Genomic DNA, 21,486 nt, shown 5'->3' on the forward strand with positions numbered 1-21,486 from the left:
ATGTGGAAAGACTTGAAATCGCACCACGCGCAGGTCGCCGACCGGCGCTTCGAGACGATCTGCGACGCCGCCCGGGCCGAGGCGTTCTCGGTGCGCATGGGCCACATGCTGTTCGATTATTCCAAGACCAATATCGACGAGACGGCCCGCGACATGCTGATCGGGCTTCTGGACAGCACGGGCGTCGCGGCAAAGCGCGAGGCGATGTTTTCGGGCGCGGCGATCAACGAGACCGAGGGCAGGGCGGTTCTGCACACCGCGCTGCGCAACCTCGATGGCGATCCGGTGCTGGTGGGCGGTCACGACGTGATGCCCGGCGTGCTCGGAACGCTGTCGCGGATGGAGGATTTTGCTGCCGACGTCCGGTCTGGCGCCTTCGCGGGGGCCGGCGGCCAGATCACCGATGTGGTCAATATCGGGATCGGGGGGTCGGATCTGGGCCCCGCGATGGCCGTTCGCGCGCTCAGCCCCTATCATGACGGGCCGCGCTGTCATTTCGTGTCGAACGTGGATCCGGCCGATATCGCCGACACGCTGGCCGGGCTCGATCCGGCGACGACGCTGGTGATCGTGGCCTCCAAGACCTTCACCACGATCGAGACGATGACCAACGCCCGAACCGCCAAGGCCTGGATGAGCGACAAGGTCGCCGATCCGGCGGCGCAATTCGCGGCGCTGTCCTCGGCGCTCGACAAGACCGAGGGTTTCGGGATCGCGGCGGATCGCGTCTTCGGGTTCGAGGATTGGGTCGGCGGGCGCTATTCCATGTGGGGCCCGATCGGGCTGAGCCTGATGATCGCCATCGGCCCCGAGGCCTTCCGCGCCTTCCTGCGCGGCGGGCAGGATATGGATCGCCATTTCCGCGTTGCCGACTGGTCCGAGAACATGCCGGCCCTGCTGGCGCTGGTGGGCCTGTGGCACAATCAGGTCTGCGGTTATGCGACCCGCGCGGTCCTGCCCTATGACAACCGGCTGGCCCGATTGCCCGCCTATCTTCAGCAGCTGGAGATGGAATCGAACGGCAAACGTGTCAGCATGGATGGCGCCGATCTGCCCTTCGACAGCGGCCCCGTCGTCTGGGGGGAGCCGGGGACGAATGGCCAGCATGCCTTCTACCAGCTGATCCATCAGGGCACGCGCGTGGTGCCTTGCGAATTCCTCGTGGCGGCCGAGGGGCAGGAGCCGGACCTGCACCATCAGCACCAGCTATTGGTCGCCAATTGCCTCGCGCAATCCGAGGCGCTGATGCGCGGACGCAGCCTTGACGAGGCGCGCGCGATCATGGCCGCGAAGGGGCTTGAGGGGGCCGAGCTGGACCGGCAGGCCCGCCATCGCGTGTTCCCCGGCAACCGCCCCTCCACGACGCTGGCCTATCCCAAGCTTGATCCCGCGACGCTTGGCCGGATCATCGCGCTTTACGAACACCGGGTGTTCGTCGAAGGCGTGGTGCTGGGGATCAACTCCTACGATCAATGGGGGGTCGAACTGGGCAAGGAACTGGCAACCGCCTTGCAGCCGGTCGTCGAAGGCACGGCCGGGGCAGAGGACAAGGACGGCTCGACGGCGCAGTTGGTGGGCTTCCTTCGGGCCCACGGTCTTTGATCCGGGCGGGGGGCGGCGGGTCACGTCCCGCCACCCAGCGCTATTCGGCCGGGATCGCGGCGGTTCCGCGCTCTTTCGGGAACGGCACCAGCCGTCCGGCCTCTTCGTCCCAGAGCTTGAGGCTGAAGCTGCGGATCGCCTCGGGCCATTCGATCGTCGGCAGATCGAAGACTTCGCGCGCATCGCGGTGACACCGGCGCAGACGATAGGACGGGATGCGCGGATTGTCGTGATGCAGGTCGTGGTACGCGATGTTGCCGGTCGCCAGATCGAACCACCAGCCCAGATCCAGCGCGGATGAGCCCTGTATCACGGCATCCTTGAGCCGGTGATCGGGCTTCCTGTCCCAGTAGGTGTCTTCGAAATTGTGCTGAAGATAGACGAGGAACACCCCCACGCAGGCCGCCACGACCACGGTCGCGCCATAGACCCAGAGCCCGACGGGGCCGGCCATCGCCCAGATCAGCCATATCCACACCGCCAGCGCCAGATTCTGCGCCATGACGCCCGCGACGCCCACGCGCAGAGTGCTTTTGGGCCAGCGATAGCGCAGCACATAGGTGAAGATGCCGCCCACCGGGATCAGGAACAGCGGGTTGCGATAGATCCGGTACCAGAGCCGCCGGTAAAAGCTCGCCTCCTCCCATTCGCGCAGCGTCATGGTGTGGATCTCGCCCGACCGGCGCTCGTCCAGATCGCCCACATGCTGATGGTGGACGTTGTGGTTGTATTGCATGGCGCGATAGGGCGTGAGCGTGAAGGTCGACAGGCCAAAACCCGCCAGATCGTTCATCCACCGCGCCGAGAACAGCGAATTGTGCCCGCAATCGTGCTGCAGCACGTAGAGCCTGACGCCGGACAGAGCGTTGACTACGATCAGCGGGGCGGCCAGCCACCACGTGTCAGCGACCGCGATGGCCGCCCAAAGCGTCGTGAAATAGAAAATGAACGTCCCGAAATAACTCAATGACGCGAGACGGTCGTCCTTGGTCGTGTAAGCGGATGTAAACTCCCGGATCGTCATGGTCGCCAGCCCTCGTTCCCAGTCGTTAACCCGATATTTGGCGCGTTTTCGACGGATCTCAAGTATCCGTGAACGCCGTATCGCGCGGTTTTCGGCCGAATTCTCGTGGAGAGTGGAGCGGGTAACGGGAATCGAACCCGTAACTTAAGCTTGGGAAGCTCGCGTGATACCTTTTCACCATACCCGCGCTCTGATCCGTCAGGTAGGCGATCCGCAGGGCGCGGTCAAGCGGACGCGGTGGGCGGAGGCTCACTCTGCCGCGGCGCCAGCCTGCGGACGGCTGTGGCGATCCCGCCTGCCCGGGTCGGATGGGGATCAGGCACGCCTGCGCCTGCGCCGCCCGCCTGCGGCATCCGACCCGCCTGAGGAGCCTGCGTTGAAGCTGACATCGGGCAGGGGCGTGTGGCTGAGCAGTTCGGGGAAGGGGTCGGTCGCATGGGGGATGGCGTTGGCGTTGACGAAATGCTCCTGGAACCGGGGCTCGATCGCGGTTTCGACCTTTGTGATCTCGCGCACGGTTTGTTCGATTTCGGCGCGCGCGGCGACCGAGCAGAGCGCGATACGCGCGCCGGTGCCGGCTGCATTGCCCGCCGATGTCACCTTGTCGAGCGGCGCGTCGGGGATCATGCCCAGAACCATCGCGTGTTTTGGCGAGATATGGGCTCCGAAGGCCCCGGCGAGCACGACGCGGTCGACCTTGTCGACGCCGCGTTCGTCCATCAGCAGGCGCGCCCCGGCATAAAGTGCGGATTTTGCAAGCTGGATCGCCCGGATGTCGCCTTGGGTGACGGTGATGCGCGGCCCCCCATCGGCTGTACCGTCGTGGATCAGGTAGGAATGGGTCCGGCCCTCGGCCACCATGCGCGGGGTGCCGGTCTGTTCGGCCGATCCCAGTAGGCCGCGGGCATCCATCAGGCCGGCGATGCGCAGCTCGGCCACCGCCTCGATGATGCCCGACCCGCAGATGCCGGTGATCCCGCTCGCGGCGGTGGCCGCGTCAAAGCCCGGATCGTCGGACCACAGGTCGCAGCCGATCACGCGGAAGCGGGGTTCCTTGCTCGTCGGATCGATCTCGATCTTCTCGATTGCGCCGGGCGCGGCGCGCTGACCGGAGGAGATCTGCGCGCCTTCGAAGGCGGGCCCGGTGGGGGAGGAGCAGGCCAGAACGCGGGAGCGGTCGCCCAGAAGGATCTCGGCATTTGTGCCCACATCCACCACGAGGACAAGATCGTCCGATTTCCCCGGCTGTTCCGACAGCGCGACGGCGGCGGCATCGGCGCCCACATGGCCCGCGATGCAGGGCAGCACGAAAACGCGGGCCCGGTCGTTCATGCCGTGCAGGCCCAGTTCGGTGGCATCCACGCTGACCGAGCGCGAGGTGGCCAGCGCAAAGGGCGCCTGACCCAGCTCGACCGGGTCGATCCCCAGCAAGAGGTGATGCATGACCGGATTGCAGACAAAGACCGCCTCGAGGATCTGCGCAGGCGAGATCCCGGCCTCCTGCGCCAGTTCGACGGTCAGCCCGTCGATGGCCTCGCGCACGGCGCGGGTCATCTCGAGGTCGCCGCCGGGGTTCATCATCGCATAGGACACACGCGACATCAGGTCTTCGCCAAAGCGGATCTGCGGGTTCATGACGCCGGCACTGGCCGCGACGGTTCCGTTGCGCAGATCGGTCAGATGGGCCGCGATGGTGGTGGAGCCCAGATCGATCGCCAGCCCGAAGATCCGATCTTCGTGAAAGCCGGGCCAGATCTCCATGATCCGTGCCGCGCTGTCGTCATGACCCCGGTGAACCGCGACTGTCACGGCCCATTCGCCCTTGCGCAGCGCCTTTTGCAGCTTTGACAGGATCGACAGGGGCGCCGTGACCTCCTCGATTTCCCACTGGGTGCGCAGGGCCGCGCGCAGGCGTTCGAAATCGCCCAGCGGCTCGTGCATGTCGGGTTCCGGGACGGTCACATAGTAAAGCTTTGTCGCCGGGTCCATGACGATCACCCGGTCGGACGCCGCCTTCCGGACGACCTGCCGGTGAACCTGGCTTTCGGCGGGCACGTCGATCACGATGTCGCTCTGGATCGTGGCCTGGCAGCCAAGGCGGCGGCCTTCCTTCAGGCCACGGACGCGGTCATAGCGGGCCTCGACCTCGTTCCATTCCGACAGGGCGTCGTCGGCCACGGTCACGCCATGCTTGGAGAACTCGCCATAAGACGGGCTGACCTGGCACTTGGAGCAGATGCCGCGCCCGCCGCAGACCGAATCGAGATCGACGCCCAGCTGGCGCGCGGCGGTCAGCACCGGGGTGCCGACCGGGAAATGACCGCGCTTGCCCGAGGGCGTGAAGATGACGAGGGGATCTGACATGCCTGTTCCTTGGTGCCGGTTTGGCGCGAACATAGGGCGGGGTCGCGGTAATGTAAGGTCCGTTCGCGTCATGATCTTTATGAAAGCGTCATGACTGCGGGGACGAAGGTCTTCGGCGGGGCGCGCGCGACATATTGCGTGATGGGGACAATCAGACGCCCTTTGTGGGTTTCACCTTCTCCGGTTCCATGCGATAGGGACCCGCCAAACGACGTAACTCCCGGAGATATGCCATGGAGATTCGTGAGGCTCTCACATTTGATGATGTTCTGCTGGTTCCGGGGGCGTCATCCGTCTTGCCGTCAGAGGCAGATGTCCGCACCCGGGTGACGAAATCGATCTCGATGAACATCCCGCTCTTGTCGAGCGCGATGGACACCGTCACCGAGGCGCGCATGGCGATCGCCATGGCGCAATCGGGCGGGATCGGCGTCGTGCACCGCAACCTCGATGTCGAGGAACAGGCCCGCCAGATCCGGCGGGTCAAGCGGTTCGTGTCGGGCATCGTCTATACGCCCATCACGCTGACCCCCGACCAGACACTGGCCGACGCCAAGGCCCTAATGGAGCGGTATCGCGTCACCGGGTTCCCCGTCGTGGGCGAGGATGGCCGCGTGATGGGGATCGTCACCAACCGCGACATGCGCTTTGCCGAGGATGATCGCACCCCCGTCCGGGTCATGATGACAAGCGAGAACCTCGCCATCCTGACCGAACCGGCCGACCTCGAAGAAGCGCGCAGCCTGATGAAGGCGCGCCGGATCGAGAAACTTCTGGTGACGGACAAGACCGGCAAGCTGACCGGGCTTCTGACTTTGAAGGACAGCGAACAGGCCGTGCTGAACCCCTCCGCCTGCAAGGACGAGCTGGGCCGGCTGCGCGTCGCTGCGGCCTCGACCGTGGGGGACGCGGGCTTCGAACGCTCCGAGGCACTGATCGACGCGGGCGTCGATATCGTCGTGATCGACACCGCACATGGCCATTCCGAAGGAGTGGGCAAGGCGGTCTCGCGGCTCAAGAACCTGTCAAACAACGTCCAGATCATCGCGGGCAACGTCGCCACAGCCGAGGCCACGCGCGCGCTGATCGACGCGGGCGCCGATGCGATCAAGGTCGGGATCGGCCCTGGCTCGATCTGCACCACTCGGATGGTCGCGGGCGTGGGTGTGCCGCAGCTGACCGCGATCATGGATTGCGCGAGCGCCGCCGGCGAGACGCCGGTCATCGCCGACGGCGGGATCAAGTTTTCGGGCGATTTCGCCAAGGCCATCGCGGCGGGCGCGTCCTGCGCCATGGTCGGCTCGATGATCGCCGGGACCGACGAATCCCCGGGCGAGGTCATCCTCTACCAGGGTCGCAGCTTCAAATCCTATCGCGGGATGGGCAGCCTTGGCGCGATGGCGCGTGGCTCGGCCGACCGGTATTTCCAGAAGGACGCGGCCTCCGACAAGCTGGTGCCCGAAGGGATCGAAGGCCAGGTTCCCTACAAGGGCAGCGCGGGCACCGTGATCCACCAGCTGGTGGGCGGGCTGCGTGCCGCCATGGGCTATACCGGCTGCGCCACGGTCGAAGAGATGCGGCGCTATCGCAACTTCGTCAAGATCACCGGCTCGGGCCTCAAGGAAAGCCATGTCCATGACGTTCAGATCACGCGGGAATCGCCGAATTATCGTGTGGGCTGACCGGTGACGCCCGGCGCGCGGGTTCAGGCCGCGATCGAGATCCTCGATGCGATCCTCGGCGGTGCCCCGGCGGAAAAGGCCCTGACAGGCTGGGCCCGGAAAAGCCGTTTTGCCGGGTCGAAGGATCGCGCCGCGGTCCGTGATCATGTGTATGACGCGCTGCGCAAGCGCCGGTCTGCGGCCGCCTGTGGCGGGGCGCTGACGGGGCGGGCGCTGATGCTCGGCCTGATGCGGCTTGACGGTGGCGATCCCGCGACACGTTTCGACGGGGCCGGGCATGCGCCCGAACCGCTTACACCGGGGGAAGGCGGCATCGCGCCCTCCGACCTCTCGCCCGGGGAGCTGGCCGATCTGCCCGATTGGGTTCAGGACAGGTTTCATACCGACCTGGGGCCAGAGGCCACGGCGGTGATGCTCACCCTGCGGGACCGGGCGCCGGTTTTCCTCAGGGTCAACCTGCTTCGGGGCGATCGTGACGCGGCCATCGCCGCGCTGGCCGATGACGGGATCGGGGCCGAGGCCCATCCTCATGTCGCAACGGCCTTGCGCGTCACCGATGGTGCCCGCCGGCTGCGCGCATCACACGCGTTCGAAACCGGTCTGGTCGAGCTGCAGGATGCAAGCTCCCAGGCTGCGGTGGCTGCACTGCCATCGGTAGACGGGGCCCGGGTGCTGGATTTCTGCGCGGGCGGCGGGGGCAAGGCCCTTGCCTTGGCGGCGGCCGGCGCGGCCGAGGTCGTGGCTCATGACATCGAGGCGCGGCGGATGTCTGATCTGCCCAACCGCGCCGCGCGGGCCGGGGCGCAGATCGAGGTCCGGACCGGCATCAGCCCCGAAACAGATGGCACCTTCGATCTGGTTCTGATCGATGCCCCTTGTTCGGGCAGCGGCACGTGGCGCCGTGATCCGGAGGGCAAATGGCGGCTGACGCCCGCGGCGCTGGATGATCTTGTCGCCCTTCAGTCCCGCATCCTGCGCGATGCCGCTGATTTCGTGGCGCCGGGCGGGACCCTGGCCTATGCGACCTGTTCCATATTCGAGGCCGAGAACCGGTCTGTGATCGAGGCCTGCGTCGCTGAAAGACGCGAGCTTGATCTTGTGTCGTTGCGCCGCTGGTTGCCCGATGAATGGGGAGATGGTTTTCATCTTGGGATAATGCGGCGTGCACTTTAATCTCCTTTTAGTTGAATTCTCTGCGCCTGGCGGCTAGCATCCAATCACGGTTTACGTCGCTTTAGGACTCCACTGGTCAACTCGAGCGAATAGAATCGTGGAGGGTTGCTGGTGTCTCAGGCCGAAATGGGTGCTCCGCCTCCTGCGGAGGTCGGCATGGATCGTGAGGTTGGCGGAGCTGCCGACCAATCCTTGCGGCTTTCGCTTGGTCTGTTTGTCTCAGCGACCATCTGCCTGACCGCGGGCCTGCTAAGCGCGATACCCGTTGTCGCGACGCTGCTCACGATCGCCGGGTCGATCCTCTTCCTGATCGCGTCCTGGCGGAGTTTCCTGTCGATCAGCCGGGGGCGGGCCGATCAGCAGTTGCTGGAAACCGCCGCCCAGATCATCGCGAACGAAACCTGGGCCAGCTTTCTGACCAATGGAAGCGGGCGTATTCTGCACCGAAATGGCGTAGCGCAAACGAGGTTCACCGGACGAACCACAGACACTCTGGACGAGGTGATGCGCGATATCGTCGCCGGTCCAGCGCCGATGCTCCAGCGGCTGGAACGAAAGGCCCGTGCCTACGGCCATTCCAGCGAGGATATCGCGACCCGCCGTGGCCATGTGCGGCTTTCGGCGCAGGAGATCGGGCGGGGCGCGATGATCTGGCGGCTTGAGCAGGGCGCCGAGAGGATGGGTGGCACCCGTGGCGCAGATTCGATGAGCCTTCCGATGCTGACCTCGGGTCCATCTGGCACGGTCCTGTTCATGAATGAGGCCTTCAAGCGGCTGACAGGCGGCCGGGCGCGGATGCTCGACAAGGTCTTTCATGATCTGCCCCTCAAATCCGGTGCCCTGCACATCGTCGAAGGGGTCGACGGTCCGGTCGAAAGCCTCGTGGCTCTCGTTCCGGCCAGTGGCGGGCGACAGGAAATCTATCTTCTCCCGGCCGGAGCCGCGGGCCGTGGCGAGCATGGCCCCGCGACCGATTGGGACGCGATCGAGGATCTGCCCGTCCCGCTCCTGAAGGTTGCGCCAAGCGGCGAGATACTGGCGTCGAACAAGGAGGCACGAACGCTCTTGCCGATGCCGTTGGGCGGGCAAACCCGCCTGTGGGAGCTTCTCGAAGGGTTGGGCCGTCCGATCGGCGACTGGCTGCGCGAAACGGCTGAAGGGCGCGGCGCGGCCGGGCCGCAGTTTCTGCGCGGCACAGGCCCCCATCGCGATACGTTCGTGCAGGTGTCGCTGAACACGACCGGCGATCGGGAAACGCCACATCTGATCGCTGTTCTCAACGATGTGACCGAACTCAAGAGCCTCGAGGCGCAATTCGTCCAGAGCCAGAAAATGCAGGCGATCGGGCAACTGGCGGGGGGGGTGGCGCATGATTTCAACAACCTGCTGACCGCGATTTCGGGCCATTGCGACCTGCTGTTGCTGCGCCATGACGAGGGTGATCCCGATTTCGGCGATCTGACGCAGATCCGTCAGAACGTGAACCGCGCAGCCAGCCTTGTTCGGCAACTGCTGGCCTTTTCGCGCAAGCAGAACCTGATGCCCGAGATCGTCGATCTTCGCGACACGCTGTCCGAACTGACCCACCTGTTGAACCGTCTGGTCGGCGAGAAGGTCACGCTGACAGTGGAACATGACCCGGATCTGTCCTGCATCCGGGCGGACAAGCGGCAGTTGGAACAGGTCTTCATGAACCTTGTCGTGAATTCCCGCGATGCCATGCCCGAAGGCGGGATGATCCGGATCGAAACCGATGACATCCTCCTGACGTCCCCGCTCGAGCGCGACCGGGCGACGGTGCCCGCGGGCCGATATGTGGTGGCACGGGTGCGCGATGAGGGGACGGGCATCCCGGTCGACAAATTGAACAAGATTTTCGAACCTTTCTACAGCACCAAGCGCCCGGGCGAAGGCACGGGTCTTGGCCTGTCAACGGCCTACGGCATCGTGAAGCAGACCGGCGGCTTCATCTTTGCGGACAGTGTCGTCGGGCAGGGCAGCGTCTTTACCCTGTATTTCCCCGCAGTGGCGCCCGGTGTGGAACCGTTGGCGCCGGAACCACCGCCACAGGAGAATAGCGAGCATGTCAGCAGTGATGCGGCGATCCTGCTGGTCGAGGACGAGGCACCGGTGCGGGCCTTTGCATCCCGGGCATTGCGGCTCAAGGGATATACCGTTCTCGAGGCGGACAGCGCCGAAGCCGCGTTGAAAATCCTCGACGATCCGGGCCTTGTGATCGACATTTTCGTGACGGATGTGATCATGCCCGGCCTCGATGGTCCGTCATGGGTGCGCGAGGCCCTGATTGCGCGACCCGAGACGCGCGTCGTTTTCGTATCGGGCTATGCGGAGGATGCGTTTTCGGAACACAAGGCCTTGATCCCGAACTCGGTCTTCCTGCCGAAGCCCTTCTCTCTGACCGAGCTTGCCGCCACGGTTCAGGCCCAGATCGAGGCCGGGGCGGCGCAGGCAGGTGACGAGGCGCCACGGCCTGAATGATGCTGGTACCGGATCAACGGATACCCGAGGACATGGTGGTCTGAGGGCGAAAGCGCATATCCATCGTCCGGCCGAGCCGTCCCGCGCAAAGGCAAGGACCGATCCAATCGTATGGCGCAGGCGCAGGACGCGGCTCGGGCGGCGGGGTCCGATGGGCGATCCGGATCACCCGACGACGCGGCTGACCTCGCGCAGGATCTTGATCCGGATCGCCCTCGGATAATCCCGGTGCCCGCGGGCGGTGATGACGAAACCGTCACGGGTCACCAGCGCGCGCCTGTAGAACCCCGAGATCGCCACGCCCATCGATTCGATCGCGATGCCGTTGATCGTGACACCCGCTCGCTCTGCCTCCTGGCTGGCGCCGCGCGTGTCGGAGCCGGAATTGGGCGTGCCGTCGCCCGAGACGTCGATGATATGACGGGCGCAATCCTCGACCTCGTCGAACTGACGCAGCGCAAAGCGGATCGCCTCCGCCGGCGCGGTATCGGACAGGACAAAGGCGCGCTCCAGCGCGCGGGCGTCCTGGGAAAAGCGGATGACATCCGCCTTGGTCAGCATCTGCCGCCATGGCAGCGACATCACCTGCCGCTCGACCCCCGACCATTGCATGACCGAAAGTGTGACCCGGCCTTCCGTCAACGCCAGCACGATCTCCGGATCGAGCAGCGCATCGGCCATCCCGTCGATCTGAAGCCGGTACTCTGCCTCGTCGACGGAATTCGACACATCGACCGCAAGGAGCAGGGCCGTGTCGCAGGCCCGGGCGGTGCCACCGGCGACGAACAGGGCGGCGGCGAACAGGGCGATCATGCGGCGAGGTACGATCATGGAGCGGATCTTGCGACAGCGTCGCGCAGCGCATCAACGTTTTTCATGCCCGACCGGCACACAGATCCGTGAAAAAGGGAGAAAATGCAGGTTTCTGTTGCCAGGTACCTGCGAACCCCGCCTCACGCTGCTAGGCGAGAGGGCTTAAGTTTCGGCAACTCGGACTGCTTAAGCAGCCAGAGCCATAGCCGGAGCACGGTTGTCGTTGGCAACTGTACATATCGGACCGATAACGGTGGTACCTCACCGGGACAAAGCATAACCCCTTTAGACGTTCGTCGATCCTGTTTCGGCCCCATCTGCCCCCAACGAGGGTGGTTTGGTGGAGCCGCCGGGTACCGCCCCCGGGTCCGATCCGCTTATTACGAGCGCGTTTATGTCCATAGTCCCGAAGGACAGGATGAACATAGGGGGGCGGGGGCGCCGTTGCAAGATGCGCAGGTCAGGAGGACCGGACTTGTCGGAGCCGCATCCGCGCGCCTAGTCTGGGCCACGGGCCCCGCAGGGGAGCGCCGGCAGATAATCGACAAACGGGAGGGTATCAGGATGATCACGCGCAACGGGTTCATTTTCACGGCAGCTGGATTGGGGTTCGCGGCCCTTGGCCAGGGAGCAGTGGCGCAGGAGGCCTGCAGCACGGCTCCGATGCAGGATTACCCCTTCGAATGTCTGTGCGCGGGCGGCGATACCGGCGGTGCGGTCTGGGGCAGCAATCCCTATACCTCCGACAGTGATTTCTGCACCGCCGCAACGCACGCAGGCGTCAACGGGGACATGGGGGGCATCGTGCGCATCGTGCCGATGGACGGGCAGGACAGCTATCCCGGCTCGACCGCAAACGGCGTGACGACCCGCGACTGGGGGTCCTATGGCAGTTCGTTCACCTTTGCGGGCACGATCGACAACGACATCGCGATGGGCGCGGAATGCGGACCCTATCCGGTGGGACAGGCGGAATATTCCTGCACCTGCCCGCCCTTTGACGGGACGGGTGCGGTCTGGGGCAGCGATCCTTATACCGCCGACAGCTCGATCTGCCTCGCCGCGATCCATGCGGGCGTGATCGGCGGCGATGGCGGCGATGTCTGGGTGCGCGAGGTCGAGGGTCAGGACAGTTATGACGGGACCTTCAACAACGGGGTCGAGACGCGCAGCTGGGGATCATATGGGGCGAGCTTTACCTTCCAGCCGGAATCGCCCTTTGTGCTTCAGGCCGACAACGCGGCGGCCGAGGGGGCCTGCTCCGTGTTTCCGTCGGGGGCCGCGATCTATAGCTGCACCTGCGGTCCAGGGCCCTATTCGGGCGTTGTCTGGGGCAATGGGCCGTACACATCCGACAGCGACCTGTGCACAGCCGCGCGTCATTCGGGTGTGATCGGCGATGGCGGCGGGCTGATCACCGTTCTCGGGATGACCGGGCTCGATCGCTATTCCGGGACCAGCTACAACGGAGTCACCACCCGCGACTGGGACAGCTATGTAGAAAGCATCATGTTCGACCGCAACTGACCGCACGGGATGTGTCCAGAAAAAAAGGGCGGCCCGCGACGGCCGCCCTTTCTCGGTCTTGAAGGAACCGATCAGAAACCGGATTTGATCAGTTCGAACGTTTCGGCCTGCATTTCGCGCTGCTCGATCGAGATCGGCAGCTGCGCCAGAACCGGGACGTCGATCGGCCCGAGGCCCGCGGCCTCCAGCGCTTCGGCTCCCATGTCGCTCATGCCGACGGTGTTGGCGTGGCCATAGCCGGCTTCAAGCAGGGGGGCGGTCGTGACCGGGTCGAGCATCGCGTTGATGAAATCGTAGGCCTTGTCTTCGGACCCGCCGCCATCGGCGAGGTTCACATAGCCGCAAAGCCACAGCGAAGAGCCTTCGACGGTCTCGCGCTGATAGGCGATCGGGCGGCCTTCATCGACCATGGTGGGCAGGGTTTCGTTCCACGCCCAGGAGATCAGGACCTCGCCCGTGGCCATCAGCTGGGTCAGTTCGGCGGGGTCGGCCCAATAGGTGCGGATGTTCGGGTGAACCTCGCGCAGCCAGTTCGAGGCGGCCTCGAACTCGGCATCGGTCACGTCCGACCAGTTGGTGACGCCGGTTGCCAGATAGGCCAGCGCATAGGCGTCATCGGTATTGTCGGGCATGGTGATGCGCCCGGCATATTTCGGGTTGGTGAATACGTCGAGCGAGGCCACGTCTTCGGCGGGGACTTCCTCGGGATTATAGGCGACCGCGGTGGCGCCGAAATTGTGCGGCAGGAAGTAGACGTCACCGATGCCTTCGGTCACGTCGCGCCCGGTCAGGTCGGCATCAAGATCGTCGTAGGCCGGGATGCGGGAGATATCCCAAGGCTCGATGATCCCGGATTCCACCCACTTGGTGACAGAGCCCGCGCAGATCTGGCTGATGTCGGCGTTGAAGCCGGCCACGACCTTCTGGAAGGCCTCTTCTTCATCCGAGAAGAAGGAATAAGCCGGACTGTCGCCATAGGTCTCGATATAGGCGGGGTGATACTCGGGCAGTTCGAAACCGGCATAGTCCAGCACGGTCAAGTCGTCATCCTGGGCCATGGCGAGCGAGGAGACGAGGCAGACCGAGACAGAGCCGAGGAGGGTCGAAAGTCTCATGGGCAGGTTCCCTTTTGAGTGGGTTGGGACAAGTCACGGTGGAAGAAACTAACAGAGCGCCGCGCGGCGGCAAGGAAGAGTTTCAGCTGCTTGATCAGACCGGGCCGAGGCGGCAGGATCATCCTTGTAAGCGCTGCCGGCGGACCCGGGGCGCTGGGCCGGAACAAGGAGTGAGCCGTGCACATAACGCCCGAATACTGCCGCATGATGGCACGCTACAACCGCTGGCAGAACACCGGTCTGCGCAAGATCACCGAGACGATGGAGCCCGAGGCTCTGGATCGCGATCACGGGGCGTTCTTCGGGTCGATCCGGGCGACGCTGAACCACCTTCTCTGGGCCGACCGGCTCTGGATGCACCGGATCGCGGGGATGACCGATCCGGGCCTTGGCATCGCGCAAAGCATCGAGAGCACCGGAAGTATCGCTGAATGGGCGACCGAGCGGTTCCGCCTTGATGGGCGGATTGTCGTCTGGGCCGACGACTTGCGCGCCGTCGATCTGGCGGGCGAGGTGCGGTTTACCTCGAGGAGCCTCGGCGGCGAGGTCAGCCGCCCGATCCAGCCGCTGATCGTGCATATCTTCAATCACCAGACCCATCACCGCGGGCAGGTCCATGCTATGCTGACGGCCGAAGGGATATCTCCGCCGCCGACCGACCTGCTCTATATGCCTGCGGGCGGCTGATAATCGGCCTTCGATGTCGAAAAACGACATTTGATGTCGCATCTGTTTTTCATCCGCCGGTCAGGATGATAGCCTCGGATTCGGGAACTCGCCTGAAGGGGGCGACACTTCTCCAATGAAACTGGCGAGGGCACCGGTCAGCCAGCCGGACATTTCGCGCCCTCGTCGTGACAGGAGGGACCGATGTTCAAGACTATCATGGTGCCCGTCGATCTCGCTCATGCCGATAAGCTGAGCGATGCAATCGGCGTTGCCCGGGACCTTGCGACGCAATACGGATCGAAGCTTGTCTTCGTTGCCGTGACGGCGTCGACACCCGGGCCGGTTGCGCACAACCCCGAGGAGTTCGGGCGCAAGCTCGAAGCCTTTGCCAAGGAGGCGGGCGGCGATGCTGCTGCGACCTCTCATGTGATCGTGAGCCACGATCCGACCGCCGACATGGATGACAAGCTTGTCGATGCGATCTCCGAGATCGGTGCCGATCTCGTCGTGATGGCGACCCATGTGCCCGGCATGGCCGACATGCTGGTGCCAAGCCATGGCGGGTCGCTTGCGCGGCATGCCGGCATTTCCGTGTTCCTCGTTCGCAGCGCCGGCTAGGCGCGCAACTCCCACAGACTTCAAGGAGGCCATATGGCTGACGAAACCGTGGATATCGGTATTCCCGAGCCCGAAGGCTCGGCGGATATCATCGAGACCGATTACCAGATCGGTCAGGACAATTTCGAAACCCAGGTCGGGCCGTTCCGGTTCGACTTCCACAATCCCGTTTTTGTAATTTCAGGCGTGCTGATCGTCATTTTCACGGCGATCGCCCTGATCTGGCCGGAAGGGTCTCGCGACCTGTTCCTGTCGATCCGCGACTATGTGAAGAGCAGCTTTGACTGGTTCTTCCTGATGTCGGCAAACCTGTTCGTCGTCTTTTCGCTTCTGCTGATCGTGTCGCCCTGGGGATCGGTCCGGCTGGGCGGGTCGGAGGCTACGCCCGATTACAGCTATCCGGCATGGTTCGCGATGCTGTTCGCGGCCGGGATGGGCATCGGCCTGATGTTCTTTGGCGTTCTCGAGCCGGTCTATTACTTTGGCACGCCATGGGGCGATCAGCCGTTGGGCGGCGAGATCGGGATCGTGGATGGTGTTGTCGCGAGCGAGGCGACAACGGCCGCCGCGCGCGAGATGGCGATGGCGGCGACGATCTTTCACTGGGGTCTTCACCCTTGGGCGATCTACGCGATCGTCGCGTTGGCGCTGGCCTTGTTCAGCTACAACAAGGGTCTGCCGCTGACGATCCGTTCGGCGTTCTACCCGATTCTGGGCGAACGGGTCTGGGGCGGATGGGGCAATGCGATCGACACGATCGCGGCCTTTGCCACGCTCTTTGGTCTGGCCACGTCGCTGGGCATCGGGGCGACGCAGGTGGCCTCGGGTCTGACCGAGGTCTTCGGGTCCGGGGCGGGCGCCGAAGGCACCCGGAATTTCATGGGCTTCCTGTGGGGCAATCCGGTTCCCGAAGGCCAGAGCGACCCGAACAGCTCGGTCCTGCTGGTGCTGATCATCGGCTTCATCACCGCGATTGCGCTGGTATCGGTGATGCGGGGCCTCGATGGCGGGGTGAAGGTCCTGTCCGAGATCAACATGGGGCTCGCCGCGCTTTTGCTGGCCTTCGTGTTCTTCGTGGGCCCGACCGCGGCGATCCTCGGTGATTTCTTCGGCGGGCTCTGGGCCTACGCCAAGAACATTGTGCCGCTGTCCAACCCCGTCGGGCGCGAGGATACCGGGTTCCTGCATGGCTGGACCACGTTCTACTGGGCGTGGTGGATTTCCTGGTCACCCTTTGTCGGCATGTTCATCGCGCGCGTGTCGCGGGGCCGCACGGTGCGGGAATTTATCACCTGTGTTCTGCTGATCCCGAGCCTTGTCTGCGTCTTCTGGATGGCGACCTTCGGCGGCACGGCGATCAGCCAGGTCATCGCGGGGGCCACGGAAAGCGGGGTGTTCCAGAACGTGATCGCCTCCTACCGGCCCGAAATCTCGCTGTTCTCGATGCTGGGCGAGCTTCCGCTGGCCTCGATCACCTCGACGCTTGCGGTGCTGCTGGTGATCATCTTCTTCGTCACCTCGTCCGACTCGGGCAGCCTCGTGATCGATACGATCACGGCCGGAGGCAAGGTCGATGCGCCGGTCATCCAGCGGGTGTTCTGGTGCATCTTCGAAGGGGCGGTGGCCGCCGTGCTTCTGGTGGGGGCTGCAGGGACCGCGGGTCTCGACAGTTTGCAGGCCATGGTGATCTCGACCGGGTTGCTGTTCACCGTCGTTCTGCTGGTGATGTGCTGGTCGATCCTGATGGGCCTGATCTCGGAGCGTCGGAACACCTGACGTTCCGACCCATGACACAGGACAAGGCCCCGGTGCGCGTCGCCGGGGCCTTTTTCGTGGTGGTTGACCATTCCGGGGCCCGGGGGCATGTCATGGCGCATGACACTCGATCTTGAATGGGTGCGGGCCCAGTTTCCCGCCTTCGCCGACCCCACGCTTGATGGCTGGTCACATTTCGAAGCGGCCGGCGGCAGCTTTGCCTGCCGCCAGGTGATCGACCGGCTGACCCGGTTCTATACCCAGCGCAAGGTGCAGCCCTATGCGGCCTATCCGGCCTCCGCGCTGGGCGGGATGGAGATGGACGAGGCGCGCTTGCGGCTGGCGGCGATGCTTGGGGTCGAGACGCACGAGCTGTCCTTCGGGCCCTCGACAACGCAGAACACCTATGTTCTGGCGCAGGCCGCGCGCGGCTGGATGAAGCGGGGCGAGGCGATCATCGTCACCAATCAGGACCACGAGGCGAATTCCGGCCCGTGGCGCCGGCTCGAGGAAGACGGGATCGAGATCCGCGAATGGCGGATCGACCCCGAGACGGGGCACCTTGATCCCGAGGGGCTGGTGGCGCTGCTCGATGCCAATGTCCGGCTCGTGTGTTTTCCCCATTGTTCGAACGTGGTGGGCGAGATCAACGACGTGGCAGCCATCACGAGGATCGCCCATGACGCGGGCGCACGGGTCTGTGTCGACGGGGTGTCCTATGCGCCGCATGGGTTCCCGGACGTCGGTGCGCTGGGCTGCGACGTCTATCTGTTCTCGGCCTACAAGACCTATGGCCCGCATCAGGGGATCATGGTCATCCGCGAGGAGTTCGGCTTTGACCTGCCGAACCAGGGGCATCATTTCAACGGCGACGTGCTCTACAAGAGGTTCACGCCCGCAGGCCCCGATCACGCGCAGGTCGCGGCAAGCGCGGGCATCGCCGATTATATGGAGGCCCTGTCGGCCCACCATGGCGGGCCGACGGATGCTGCTGGCGCCGCGCGCCATGCCCATTCGGTGATGCGCGACGCCGAAAAGGCGCGTCTGCAACCGCTTCTGGATTTCGTGGCGTCGAAGAATTCTGTCCGGCTGATCGGGCCCGCAGATGCCGACCGTCGTGCCCCGACCGTCGCCATGGCACTGGAGGAGCGGGGGGCCGATGTGGCCCAGCGGCTGATCCCGCATCGCATCATGGCCGACGGGGGCGATTTCTACGCCCAGCGGCCGCTGGCCGCGATGGGCGTCGATCTCGACAGGGGCGTGTTGCGGGCCTCGTTCACGCATTACACCTCCGCCGAGGATGTTGACCGGCTGATCGACGCGCTAGATCAGGCTCTGTGACCGGGGCCTTTGACCCCGGAACAAAGGGCAGGACATGAGCGACAAGACACCGATCCTTCTGTGGTTCCGGCGCGATCTGCGTCTGGGCGATCATCCCGCGCTGAACGAGGCCTCGGCCGCGGGGCGGCCGGTGATCCCGGTCTTCATCCATGACGAGGTGGTCGAGACCCATGGCGCCGCGCCGAAATTCCGGCTGGGCCTGTCGGTCGGGTCGCTGGCCCGCGATCTTGAGGCGAAGGGCAGCCGTCTGATCCTGCGGCGCGGCAAGGCGCTCGACTGCCTGCAGGCGCTGATTGCGGAAACGGGGGCAGGGGCCGTGTGGTGGACGCGCGCCTATGATCCCGATGCCCGCGCCCGTGACGAGGCCGTGAAGGCCACGCTCAAGGACGATGGGATCGACGCGCGCAGCTTTGGCGGTCACCTGCTGTTCGAACCCTGGACGGTGCAGACCCAGACGGGGGGCTTCTACAAGGTCTATTCGCCGATGTGGAAAGCGGTCCGGGACCGCGACGTCGAAGAGCCATTGCCCGAGCCGGGGCGTATCCCCGCGCCGGAAAGCTGGCCCGAGAGCGACAGGCTTGACCATTGGGCGATGGATGCCGCGATGAAACGAGGCCGCGATATCGTTCTTGGCCATGTCTGCGTGGGCGAGGCCGCGGCGCAGGACAGGCTCGGGAGGTTCATCGATGAGAAGGTCGCCAGCTACAAGGCCGACCGCGACCTGCCTGGCCTCGACGCCACGTCGAACCTGTCGGAAAACCTGACCTATGGGGAGATTTCGCCCCACAGGCTCTGGCATGCGGGCCAGCGCGCGATGGGAGAGGGCAAGGCAGGCGCCGAGCATTTCCTGAGGGAAGTGGTCTGGCGCGAATTCGCCTATCACCTTGTTCATCACACCCCGCATATCACCAGCGGCAACTGGCGCGAAGAATGGGATGCCTTCCCGTGGAACGAGGATGAGCGCCTGAAAGAGGTTCACGCCTGGAAACGGGGGCGCACGGGCATCCGGTTCGTCGATGCCGGCATGCGCGAGATGTATGTGACGGGCCGGATGCACAACCGGGCGCGGATGATCGTCGCGTCCTACCTGACGAAACACCTGATGACCCATTGGAAAGTGGGGCTGAACTGGTTCGAGGATTGCTTGATCGATTGGGATCCGGCCGCGAACTCCATGGGTTGGCAATGGGCGGCAGGGTCCGGCCCGGATGCCGCCCCCTATTTCCGGGTGTTCAACCCGGTGACCCAGCTGGACAAGTTCGATGCCGACCGCACCTATCAGCGCGCATGGATCGCTGAAGGTACTCCGAGGCCTACCGCAACGGCATTGAGCTATTTCGACGCGATCCCCGAAAGCTGGGGCCTGTCGGCCGGGGATCGCTATCCCGAGCCCGTCGTTGATGCAACCGAAGGTCGAAAACGTGCGCTCAGCGCCTATGAGGCGCGGGATTTTTGACGTTGGGTCAATCGCAAAAGCGGGGATTGTTCAATCGATACCGTGACTTCGCCATGACATCGCGCTATTTCAATCCCGATGCGCGGCTTGGACGTGTCGCGCGACAAATGGCCCAGCCCAATGAGGCCAGTGAAACAGGGGGATGCGGATGATCCTGACGACGACGAAAGGGCAGACGGGACTGCCACGTTATTTCGCGCCTGTATTCGCGAAAATCGAGAACATGAAGAGGGGTCGGCTCGATGTCGTGCTCCCCGACGGACGGCGGTTTCGGGCCGAAGGCTCCGAACCGGGATTCGTGGCCGAGATGGAGGTCAAGAACCCCGATCTCTTTGCCCGGCTGGTGCGCGAGGGCGATCTGGGGTTTTCGGAGGCCTATCTCGAGGGCTGGTGGACAACGCCGGACCTGATGGCGTTCATGGATCTGGTCCACGACCAGGCAGAGGATGTCTATGATGGCTTCCCGGGGCAATATTTTGTCCGGGCGCTGGAAAAGCTGCGGTTCTGGCTTCAGTCGAACACCAAGCGGCAGGCCCGGAAGAACATCTCCTACCATTATGATCTGGGCAACAAGTTCTACGGGCTGTGGCTCGACGACACGATGACCTATTCCTCTGCCAAGTTCGAGACGGATCAGGAAAGCCTCGAGAAGGCGCAAACCCAGAAATATGCCTCCATGATCGACGAGATGGGCGCGCAGCCGGGCGACCATGTCCTTGAAATCGGCTGCGGGTGGGGCGGCTTTGCCGAATATGCGGCCAAGGAACGCGGGCTGCGGGTGACCGGTCTCACGATCAGCCAGGAACAGTTTAACTACGCCGTAGAGCGGATTGAAAAAGCTGGACTTTCTGATCGCGTGACATTCAAGCTTCAGGATTATCGCGACGAGACCGGCACCTATGACGGCATCGCCAGCATCGAAATGTTCGAGGCCGTGGGCGAACAATACTGGCCGGTGTATTTCCAGACGCTTCGCGACCGGCTCAAGCCCGGCAAGAACGCGACGCTTCAGATCATCACGATCGCGGACAAGCGGTGGGAGGTCTACAAGCGCAGCGTCGATTTCATCCAGAAATACATCTTCCCCGGCGGGATGTTGCCAAGCCCTTCGATCCTGCGCTCCGAAGTCGAGAAGGCGGGCCTGTCCGTCAAACGCTCGATCGAATTCGGCCAGAGCTACAGCCAGACGCTGCGCCGTTGGCACGATACGTTCAATGACCGCTGGGACGAAGTGGCGACGCTGGGCTTCGATGACCGGTTCCGGCGGATGTGGAACTACTATCTTACCTCTTGCGCCGCATCGTTCCGTAGCGAAAACTGCGACGTGACACAGATCACCGTGACCCGGGGCGCCTGATTGCGTCGCCCTGAAGGGCCGATCGGAGCAGAGGGACCAGAGCGATGTGGACCGCCGCGAAACTCGTAGCCGGGCTCCTGCTTGCAGGTCTGTGCTGGTACACATCGGAACTGGTCAAGCCGTTCCTGCCCGAAGGGTTCGATCCCCGCCGGATGTCCGAGGTCAATGCGGCCGTCGGATTTCTCGTGGGATGGTCGTTCATGGGCGCCCGGGCGCGGGGCGGTTTGACCGCGGCCATCAGCTATGGCTTTACCGGATCGATCCTTGCGGCGCTCTGGTGCCTCGCGGTCGACAGCACTCTCGAGATGCTGAGGCTGAGTTTCCGGGGCCAGTATGACGGCCCGATCGATGCGATCATGGATATCTTCGACATGATGCTTCAATACGGCCAGCTGATGCTGACGCCGTCGATCCTCGTGGTGTTGCTGGGCGGCGGCGTTATCGTCGGGATCATCGCGGAATACACCTCGCGCAAGGCGAACTGACCTCGC

General features: G+C 64.3%; 16 protein-coding genes, 1 tRNA gene and 1 other RNA gene. 12 read left to right on the plus strand and 6 right to left on the minus strand.

Features of this window, described 5'->3' with window-relative positions:
• A complete protein-coding gene (gene pgi, locus EP376_RS16010; RefSeq protein ID WP_127656627.1) occupies positions 1-1,602 on the plus strand; it encodes a glucose-6-phosphate isomerase in 1,602 nt (533 codons plus the stop codon).
• Positions 1,603-1,642: 40 nt separating this feature from the next.
• Here the strand turns inward: pgi and EP376_RS16015 are convergent, their stop codons facing one another.
• The 3 genes from EP376_RS16015 to EP376_RS16025 form a co-directional block, all read right to left on the minus strand.
• Positions 1,643-2,626, minus strand: a complete 984-nt coding sequence (locus tag EP376_RS16015; RefSeq protein WP_127656628.1) for a fatty acid desaturase — start codon at positions 2,624-2,626, stop codon at positions 1,643-1,645.
• Between the two features lie 113 nt (positions 2,627-2,739).
• Positions 2,740-2,813, minus strand: a tRNA-Gly gene (locus EP376_RS16020).
• Between the two features lie 128 nt (positions 2,814-2,941).
• A complete protein-coding gene (locus tag EP376_RS16025; RefSeq protein ID WP_127656629.1) occupies positions 2,942-4,990 on the minus strand; it encodes an ASKHA domain-containing protein in 2,049 nt (682 codons plus the stop codon).
• A 233-nt stretch (positions 4,991-5,223) separates the two neighbouring features.
• Between EP376_RS16025 and guaB the strand changes: the two genes are divergently transcribed.
• The 3 genes from guaB (at position 5,224) to EP376_RS16040 (ending at position 10,344) form a co-directional block, all read left to right on the plus strand.
• A complete protein-coding gene (gene guaB / locus EP376_RS16030; protein WP_127656630.1) occupies positions 5,224-6,672 on the plus strand; it encodes an IMP dehydrogenase in 1,449 nt (482 codons plus the stop codon).
• A 3-nt stretch (positions 6,673-6,675) separates the two neighbouring features.
• Positions 6,676-7,845 carry an RsmB/NOP family class I SAM-dependent RNA methyltransferase gene (locus tag EP376_RS16035; protein WP_127656631.1) on the plus strand — a complete coding sequence of 390 codons (1,170 nt, stop codon included), beginning with the start codon at positions 6,676-6,678 and terminating at the stop codon, positions 7,843-7,845.
• A 156-nt stretch (positions 7,846-8,001) separates the two neighbouring features.
• A complete protein-coding gene (locus EP376_RS16040; protein ID WP_127656632.1) occupies positions 8,002-10,344 on the plus strand; it encodes an ATP-binding protein in 2,343 nt (780 codons plus the stop codon).
• Between the two features lie 165 nt (positions 10,345-10,509).
• Here EP376_RS16040 and EP376_RS16045 read toward each other — a convergent pair whose 3' ends face one another.
• Together EP376_RS16045 and ssrA are read right to left on the minus strand one after the other, a co-directional pair.
• The gene (locus EP376_RS16045; protein ID WP_420837132.1) at positions 10,510-11,175 is read right to left on the minus strand and encodes a DUF1194 domain-containing protein; all 666 of its coding nucleotides are present in this window, start codon (positions 11,173-11,175) and stop codon (positions 10,510-10,512) included.
• A gap of 83 nt (positions 11,176-11,258) precedes the next feature.
• Positions 11,259-11,611, minus strand: a transfer-messenger RNA (tmRNA) gene (gene ssrA, locus EP376_RS16050).
• Between the two features lie 110 nt (positions 11,612-11,721).
• Between ssrA and EP376_RS16055 the strand changes: the two genes are divergently transcribed.
• Positions 11,722-12,684: an LCCL domain-containing protein gene (locus tag EP376_RS16055; RefSeq protein ID WP_127656633.1), complete on the plus strand. Its 963-nt coding sequence runs from the start codon at positions 11,722-11,724 to the stop codon at positions 12,682-12,684.
• A 71-nt stretch (positions 12,685-12,755) separates the two neighbouring features.
• On the opposite strand, the gene EP376_RS16060 is transcribed toward EP376_RS16055, so the two are convergent.
• On the minus strand, positions 12,756-13,799 hold the full coding sequence (locus EP376_RS16060; protein WP_127656634.1) for an extracellular solute-binding protein: 1,044 nt from the start codon (positions 13,797-13,799) through the stop codon (positions 12,756-12,758).
• A gap of 177 nt (positions 13,800-13,976) precedes the next feature.
• On the opposite strand from EP376_RS16060, the gene EP376_RS16065 reads away from it, so the two are divergent.
• The 7 genes from EP376_RS16065 to EP376_RS16095 all read left to right on the plus strand — a co-directional run bounded on the left by EP376_RS16065 (position 13,977) and on the right by EP376_RS16095 (position 21,480).
• Positions 13,977-14,486 carry a DinB family protein gene (locus tag EP376_RS16065; RefSeq protein WP_240652473.1) on the plus strand — a complete coding sequence of 170 codons (510 nt, stop codon included), beginning with the start codon at positions 13,977-13,979 and terminating at the stop codon, positions 14,484-14,486.
• Positions 14,487-14,669: 183 nt separating this feature from the next.
• On the plus strand, positions 14,670-15,086 hold the full coding sequence (locus tag EP376_RS16070) for a universal stress protein (protein ID WP_127656635.1): 417 nt from the start codon (positions 14,670-14,672) through the stop codon (positions 15,084-15,086).
• A gap of 33 nt (positions 15,087-15,119) precedes the next feature.
• The gene (locus EP376_RS16075) at positions 15,120-16,862 is read left to right on the plus strand and encodes a BCCT family transporter (protein WP_127656636.1); all 1,743 of its coding nucleotides are present in this window, start codon (positions 15,120-15,122) and stop codon (positions 16,860-16,862) included.
• 99 nt (positions 16,863-16,961) lie between these two features.
• Complete coding sequence (locus EP376_RS16080) at positions 16,962-18,182, plus strand: aminotransferase class V-fold PLP-dependent enzyme (RefSeq protein ID WP_127656637.1); 1,221 nt, start codon at positions 16,962-16,964, stop codon at positions 18,180-18,182.
• 34 nt (positions 18,183-18,216) lie between these two features.
• Positions 18,217-19,638, plus strand: coding sequence for a cryptochrome/photolyase family protein (locus EP376_RS16085; protein WP_127656638.1), 1,422 nt, complete (start codon positions 18,217-18,219; stop codon positions 19,636-19,638).
• A 148-nt stretch (positions 19,639-19,786) separates the two neighbouring features.
• Positions 19,787-20,995 (plus strand): SAM-dependent methyltransferase, encoded by a 1,209-nt coding sequence (locus EP376_RS16090; protein WP_127656639.1) that lies wholly within the window; start codon positions 19,787-19,789, stop codon positions 20,993-20,995.
• Positions 20,996-21,039: 44 nt separating this feature from the next.
• Positions 21,040-21,480 (plus strand): TrgA family protein, encoded by a 441-nt coding sequence (locus EP376_RS16095; RefSeq protein WP_127656640.1) that lies wholly within the window; start codon positions 21,040-21,042, stop codon positions 21,478-21,480.
• The last annotated feature ends 6 nt before the right edge of the window (positions 21,481-21,486 follow it).

The organism is Alexandriicola marinus (assembly GCF_004000435.1).
In the GTDB taxonomy this organism is placed as follows: Bacteria; Pseudomonadota; Alphaproteobacteria; order Rhodobacterales; family Rhodobacteraceae; genus Alexandriicola; species Alexandriicola marinus.